The organism is Burkholderiales bacterium (assembly GCA_013695435.1).
Taxonomy (GTDB): domain Bacteria; phylum Pseudomonadota; class Gammaproteobacteria; order Burkholderiales; family JACMKV01; genus JACMKV01.
The window spans coordinates 1-5,840 of the sequence record JACDAM010000096.1 but is presented as its reverse complement, the minus strand read 5'-3'; the positions used below and the strand labels follow the sequence as shown (position 1 = coordinate 5,840).

The following is a 5,840-nucleotide window of genomic DNA, read 5'->3' as shown; positions in this document are numbered from 1 at the left end:
GCGGCGTCGTTCGCGCTGGTCTGCGTCATCCTGTTTGCGGGTTTGCGCTCGAAGCGGCTGGTGCTGGCGATATTGGCGACCCTGTTCCTTGGCCTGGTCGGCACGGCGGCATTCGCGACTTTCGTGTTCGGCGCGCTGAACCTGTTGTCGGTGACATTTGCCGTCCTCTTTATCGGACTCGGCGTCGATTTCGGCATTCAGTTCGGCATGCGCTACCGCGAAGAAGTCAACGCGGAAACGCCGGCCGAAGCCGAAAAAAACATGGCGCTGAATCGCACCGCGCGCGGTATTGCCGGGTCGTTGGCGTTGGCCGCGGGCGCTGCCGCCATCAGCTTTTTTTCGTTCGTTCCCACGAGCTACCTCGCCCTCGCCGAACTCGGAATGATTTCCGGCGTTGGCATGTTCATCGCGTTGACAGCCAATCTAACCGTGCTGCCGGCGTTGCTTGCAGTGATGCCGATGCCGGCGGAATTTGGGCAAACCGCAATCGTCCGCGCCGGCGGCCTGCATTTCGCGATCGGCCGTCATCGCCGCAAGATTCTCTGGGGCGCCGCGCTGCTCGCGGCAGGCTCGGCGCTGCTGCTGCCCTACGCGCGTTTCGATTTCAATCCGATCAACCTGAAGGACGAGACGACCGAATCGGTCGCAACGTTTCGCGATCTGCTGGCCGATCCCGACACGACGCCCTATTCGATCGATATCGTTACCGATAATCTCGCGCAGGCACGGCAACTAGCGGCGCGTTTGAACGAACTGCCCGAAGTCGATAAGGCGCTGACGCTTGCGAGCTTCGTGCCGGCAAACCAGGACGACAAGCTCGCGATCATCGCCGACCTGTCGCTGGTATTGCAGCCTTTGGTTACCTCGCGAAATCCTTCGGTGCCACCCGCAGCCGACGCGGAACGCGAAGCGCTTGAGCGCTTCCGGCTGAAGCTGACAGAGGCCGCCCGCGCGGCCAAGAGCGCGGGCAGGGCAAACAGCGCGAACAAAGGCGCAGATGGCGCTGCTGCGATAAACGGGCGCCAGGACGCGGATGCTCGCGCAGGTGAGGGCGATGCTCGTAAACCGGAGGGCACGAACGAAGGAAACGCGAACAGCGGAATTTACGCCGATAGCGCGCGATCACTGGCTGCGGCGATCGCGCGCTTTCAGGAGCGCGGCGCGACAACTGAGAATCTGGACAATCTCAGGCAGCGCGTACTGGGCGATCTGACGCGTACGCTCGATCGCTTGCGCGATTTGCTGACAGCGCAGCCGGTCACTCTGGAGAACCTGCCGCAGGGCCTGAAACAGCGCTATGTGAACCCGGACGGGCTCGCGCGCGTTGAAGTTCTTCCGAAGCAGAACCTCGGCGACAATCAGGCGCTGCGGCGCTTCGTTGCCGCTGTGCAGGAGGTCGCGCCGAATGCGATCGGGGCGCCGGTATCGCTGGTGGAGGGCGGCGACGCGGTCGTCACCGCCAGCGTGCAGGCGGCCGTTTACGGGCTGTGCGGGATCATCGTTCTGCTGTTGCTCGTGCTGCGTCAAGCCGGCGATACGCTCAGCGTGTTGGTGCCGCTGGCGCTCTCGGCGTTGCTGACAATAGCATGTTCGGTGCTGTTCGATATCCCGTTCAATTTCGCCAATCTGATCGCGTTGCCGCTGTTGCTCGGCATCGGCATCGCTTTCGGAATCTATCTGGTGGTGCGCCAGCGCAGCGGCATGAGCGTCGAAAACATTTTCAATAGCAGCACGCCGCGCGCGGTGTTTTTCAGCGCCGCCACAACCATCGCATCGTTTGGCGCGCTGGCGTTTTCCGCGCACCGCGGAATGTCGAGCATGGGCGTGCTGCTGACGCTGGCCTTGAGTTTCGCGCTGGTTTCGACATTGCTCGTGCTGCCGGCCCTGATGGCCGCGCGGGAGCGGAGCGGTGGAGGCTAGGACTCCAGCCATCTGACCTCGCCCGGCTGCATCGTAGGGAGCGACTGCAAAGCAATCGAACGAGCGTGCGGAGATCCGCCAACCGATCAGACCGCGCCCGCATACTATGACGCCGAATGACAACGCGTCGATGCGCTGCTGAAATGCAGGGTTACGATCAACAGCAACAAAGACATCGGAACGGAACGCCGCCCGCCCAAGTAACGCGCCATTTCGAGTGCCCAGCCAAGCTCGATCACCATAAAACGTCATGGCTGTAATATCGCGCGCTAACCGACAATCAACACATTCGTCGAGGAGCAAGCTCACGAAGCCGATTCGATCAGCCGATCCTTCGCTGAAGAAAGGGCACGATTTTGTTCGCGGGCCAAACGGAGTGAGTCGACTACGGCCAGGTTTCAGGCGCGACTGGCAGCGTGAGCGAGGCACGAGCGGACGCTGGCACCCGTCCCTGCAAACCCTTGTTCGGCAAGAGCTTCCTGGTAGGTGTGGTTCTGCGGGAAGAGGGCATTAGCGATATCATTCCTGTCCCAATTCCGTGGTACGCAAGAGAAATGCGTGAGCGTTCATGTGGTTATCGACTGTATATAATCGGCAAGTTTGTGCTGCGCACGCCATCCGATGGCGCGCGCTTTTGTGGTATCCAGTGTGGCCTGCATGCGATTGCCTCGGACTTCCGGGCGCATTGCAATAGGAGAGCCAAACATGTGCGCCAGTTCAAGAATCGAATACGAGGCATCGGTACCAAGCCCCAACTCGTCTCCTTCGCCCTTCTCCCCTACCAGCACGAGGCCGGCCACGATGTCGTCAATATGGGTGAAGATACGCCGCTGTGTTCCGGGGATGTTGACGGGGAGCGGTTCGCCGTGGAGATATTTCTGCCTAAAAATTTCTATCACCGTGCCATATTTGCCACTGCGCTCGCCGGGGCCATAGACATTATAGAAATATGTGATCGCATAAGGGAGCCCATACCACGTGCTGTAATTGCGCACCAGTTCTGAATTCGTCGCTTTGGTAAAGGCGTACGGGCTTTGGTCGCGGCCGAGGCCGCCGTCGGCAAATTTGATCGACGAGCTCGCCCCGACTGACGTTTCGGCGTCGAATCGAAATGCTCCATGCGGTGATAGAAGCAAGACAAAAGTTCTGGCCGGTGGCGACGCGCTTCGGTGTCAGTATGGCAACTGCGCGTAATGGGCGGGACGCTATCTGTCGCAAAACAGACCGGCCTTCTTGATCGCTACTCGCGTCCGATCAAGAGTCCGCGGGCGATATTCGAACACTGCCTTGGCGGTGATCGAATTGCGCAAGAAGCGTCTGATCCAGGCGCGCATCGCGCGCAAGCGTTGCGCGCCTGGACTGCCACCGTAAGCCGGGTATTGGCGCGCGCCGGCTTGTCCAGGCTATCCGCCCTCGACCAGGCCGTTCCGGTCGTGTGCTACGAACATCCAGCGGCCGGTGATCTCTTGCATATCGACATCAAGACTCGGGCCGGATCGAAGCAGTCGGTCACCGTATTACCCCATCACCGGTACCCGCGCGACCCTACCCGGGCCGCTGGGCATCGAGAGTCTGTTCGTCACCATCGATGATCACTCGCGAATCGGCTTTACAGGGATGCAGGCCAGCGAGGGGTGGCCGTGTGCCGTTGTTTTCTCGGAGGCGCTGTTCGTTACTTCGTCGCCTGGGTGTCACCATCCGCGGTCTGCCGCCGGCTTCTCGACCCCGGGGGAATAACGTGTTGCAAGTTCACAGCTAAGGTTCTATTTTGCTTCAGCCAGCTTCCGGTAGTCCGCGATCTTTTCCTGCAACTGTTTGAACAGCCCCTCGATACCATCGCGCCGTATTATGCTTGCATATTCGGAACGGCGGATCGCAAGATCGCTGACACCCTCGACTGTAATATTGACGATTTGCCACTGGCCGTCATGCTGGCGCAGCACATAATCGAACGGAATCGTATCGCCCGTCGAATCGGTAAACACGGTGCGGACCAAAGCGTCGCCGTTGCCGAGTTTCTCCTCGGCTATGGTTTTGAACGTTTCCCCGGAATATCCATCGAACCGCGCGGCATAGGTCGAGATGCTGAGTTTGGTGAACAGCTCGACCAGTCGCGCTTTTTGTTCTTTACTTAGCGATCCCCAATTGCGCCCGGTCGCGACGCGCGTGATGCCGGCCAGATCGTGGCTTTTCTTGATGGCGGGATCGAGGCGCCGATAGCGACCTTCGTAGCCGAGCTTCGAGGCATCCTGCATGACCAAAATCAACGTCTTCTGGAATTCTTCCACGACCGGGGCCGCTTTAGTGGATGCGGCTGCATCGGCCGCAGGTTTGGCGGCAAAGGCCGGAGCCGATGCGAACAGCGCAAGCAAAACGACGCCGATAAAACGAAATGGTAAGTTGCGGAACATGGCGTGAGAAAACCTTTCCAATCGGTGGAATGAATAATCAGTCTCGCGAGCGGTAGAACAACGCAGCAATTCTGTCGGGAACGCAATGACGCGGCAAATCATTTGTCTCGATGACGGTTTCTTCGGAGCCGCGTGTGAGCAACGATTTCATACCGCTCGTGCAGGAATCGACGGCACATCGAGTTTGGTAATGACAACCGTCTGCCCGCTTTGTTCATGGGCGGCAAAACCGGCGCTGCTATAATTCGTTCAACGCAAGCGAACGCAGGATATCCCCACTGACTCAAGGTGCTCTTATGCAAGGCGATATGCAGGTAGTTCTGGCCAACCCGCGAGGTTTTTGCGCCGGGGTCGATCGCGCCATCGAGATCGTCGAGCGCGCCCTGAAAATACACGGCGCGCCAGTGTATGTGCGGCACGAAGTCGTACATAACAAATTCGTGGTCGAAGATCTCAAGAAAAAAGGCGCGGTGTTCGTCGAAGAACTGGCCGATGTGCCGCCCGGCGCGACCCTGATTTTCAGCGCGCACGGCGTATCGAAAGAAGTGCGCCGCCAGGCCAATGCGCTTGGTTTGCGGGTATTCGATGCGACCTGCCCGCTGGTCACCAAGGTGCATGTTGAAGTCGCCAAAATGCGCGAGCACGGCAAGGAAATCGTTATGATCGGACACGCCGGCCACCCCGAGGTCGAGGGCACGATGGGGCAGGCGGAAAGCGGTATTTACCTCGTTGAAACACCCCAGGACGCAGCCGGGCTAGAAGTCAAGGATGAGGCGAATCTATGCTATGTGACGCAGACGACCCTTTCGGTCGACGATGCCGCCGTCATCATCAACGCGCTGAAAGCGCGCTTTCCAAAAATCGTCGGCCCGAAAAAAGACGACATCTGCTACGCGACGCAAAACCGGCAGGATGCGGTCAAGGCGCTGGTCAAGGAATGCGATGCGCTGATCGTCGTCGGCTCTAAGAACAGTTCGAACTCGAATCGCTTGCGCGAAGTCGCGCAGGCGCTCGGTGTGTCCGCTTATATGGTCGATAACGCCGAAGAATTGCAGCCGCAATGGCTGAACGGCAAGCGGCGGGTCGGCGTCACCGCCGGCGCCTCAGCGCCCGAAGTGCTGGTGCAGGATGTGCTCACACGTTTGCGGCAACTCGGCGCGCGCGAGGTGCATGAATTGACCGGGGTGGCTGAGAATGTCGTGTTTCCGTTGCCGAAGAATCTGATTCCGATACATCAGAGTTAGGCCGAAGATGCAGACTGATAAAAAAAGGCGCCTTTTCGGGCGCCGTTGTTTATCGAAGGATCTCTGCGTGCTCTAATTCGTAAGTTCTCGCCACGAGATCCTGCGGCCACTGCTTGCGCTGCCGGCGACGGGAATGCCGTCGGTCTGATGATTGCCATTGACGTCGGTCACGATGTTTTTCAGCGGCCCACCCCCGACCTGGCCTCCACCTCCGCCGCCGGCCCCAGTTCCGAGTTGGACAATTACGTTGCCGGCTGCCAACGCG

The 5,840-nt window shown here is 59.5% G+C and carries 4 protein-coding genes; 2 read left to right on the top strand and 2 right to left on the bottom strand.

Going from position 1 to position 5,840, the window contains the following annotated elements; all coding sequences use genetic code 11:
• Positions 1-1,920 (top strand): MMPL family transporter (locus H0V78_05600; GenBank protein MBA2351264.1); only part of this gene is annotated, 1,920 nt, incomplete at its 5' end.
• Between the two features lie 566 nt (positions 1,921-2,486).
• Here H0V78_05600 and H0V78_05595 read toward each other — a convergent pair.
• Together H0V78_05595 and H0V78_05590 are read right to left on the bottom strand one after the other, a co-directional pair.
• Complete coding sequence (locus H0V78_05595; protein ID MBA2351263.1) at positions 2,487-3,056, bottom strand: NAD-dependent epimerase/dehydratase family protein; 570 nt, start codon at positions 3,054-3,056, stop codon at positions 2,487-2,489.
• Between the two features lie 627 nt (positions 3,057-3,683).
• The gene (locus H0V78_05590; GenBank protein MBA2351262.1) at positions 3,684-4,331 is read right to left on the bottom strand and encodes an ABC transporter substrate-binding protein; all 648 of its coding nucleotides are present in this window, start codon (positions 4,329-4,331) and stop codon (positions 3,684-3,686) included.
• 308 nt (positions 4,332-4,639) lie between these two features.
• Between H0V78_05590 and ispH the strand changes: the two genes are divergently transcribed.
• Positions 4,640-5,575: a 4-hydroxy-3-methylbut-2-enyl diphosphate reductase gene (ispH, locus tag H0V78_05585; GenBank protein ID MBA2351261.1), complete on the top strand. Its 936-nt coding sequence runs from the start codon at positions 4,640-4,642 to the stop codon at positions 5,573-5,575.
• Positions 5,576-5,840 lie beyond the last annotated feature (265 nt).

What these genes read in the sequence shown, in the direction of transcription:
- H0V78_05590 (MBA2351262.1), bottom strand. Translation starts at nt 4,331, where the DNA reads ATGTTCCGCAACTTACCATTTCGTTTTATCGGCGTCGTTTTGCTTGCG.
- ispH (MBA2351261.1), top strand. Translation starts at nt 4,640, where the DNA reads ATGCAGGTAGTTCTGGCCAACCCGCGAGGTTTTTGCGCCGGGGTCGAT.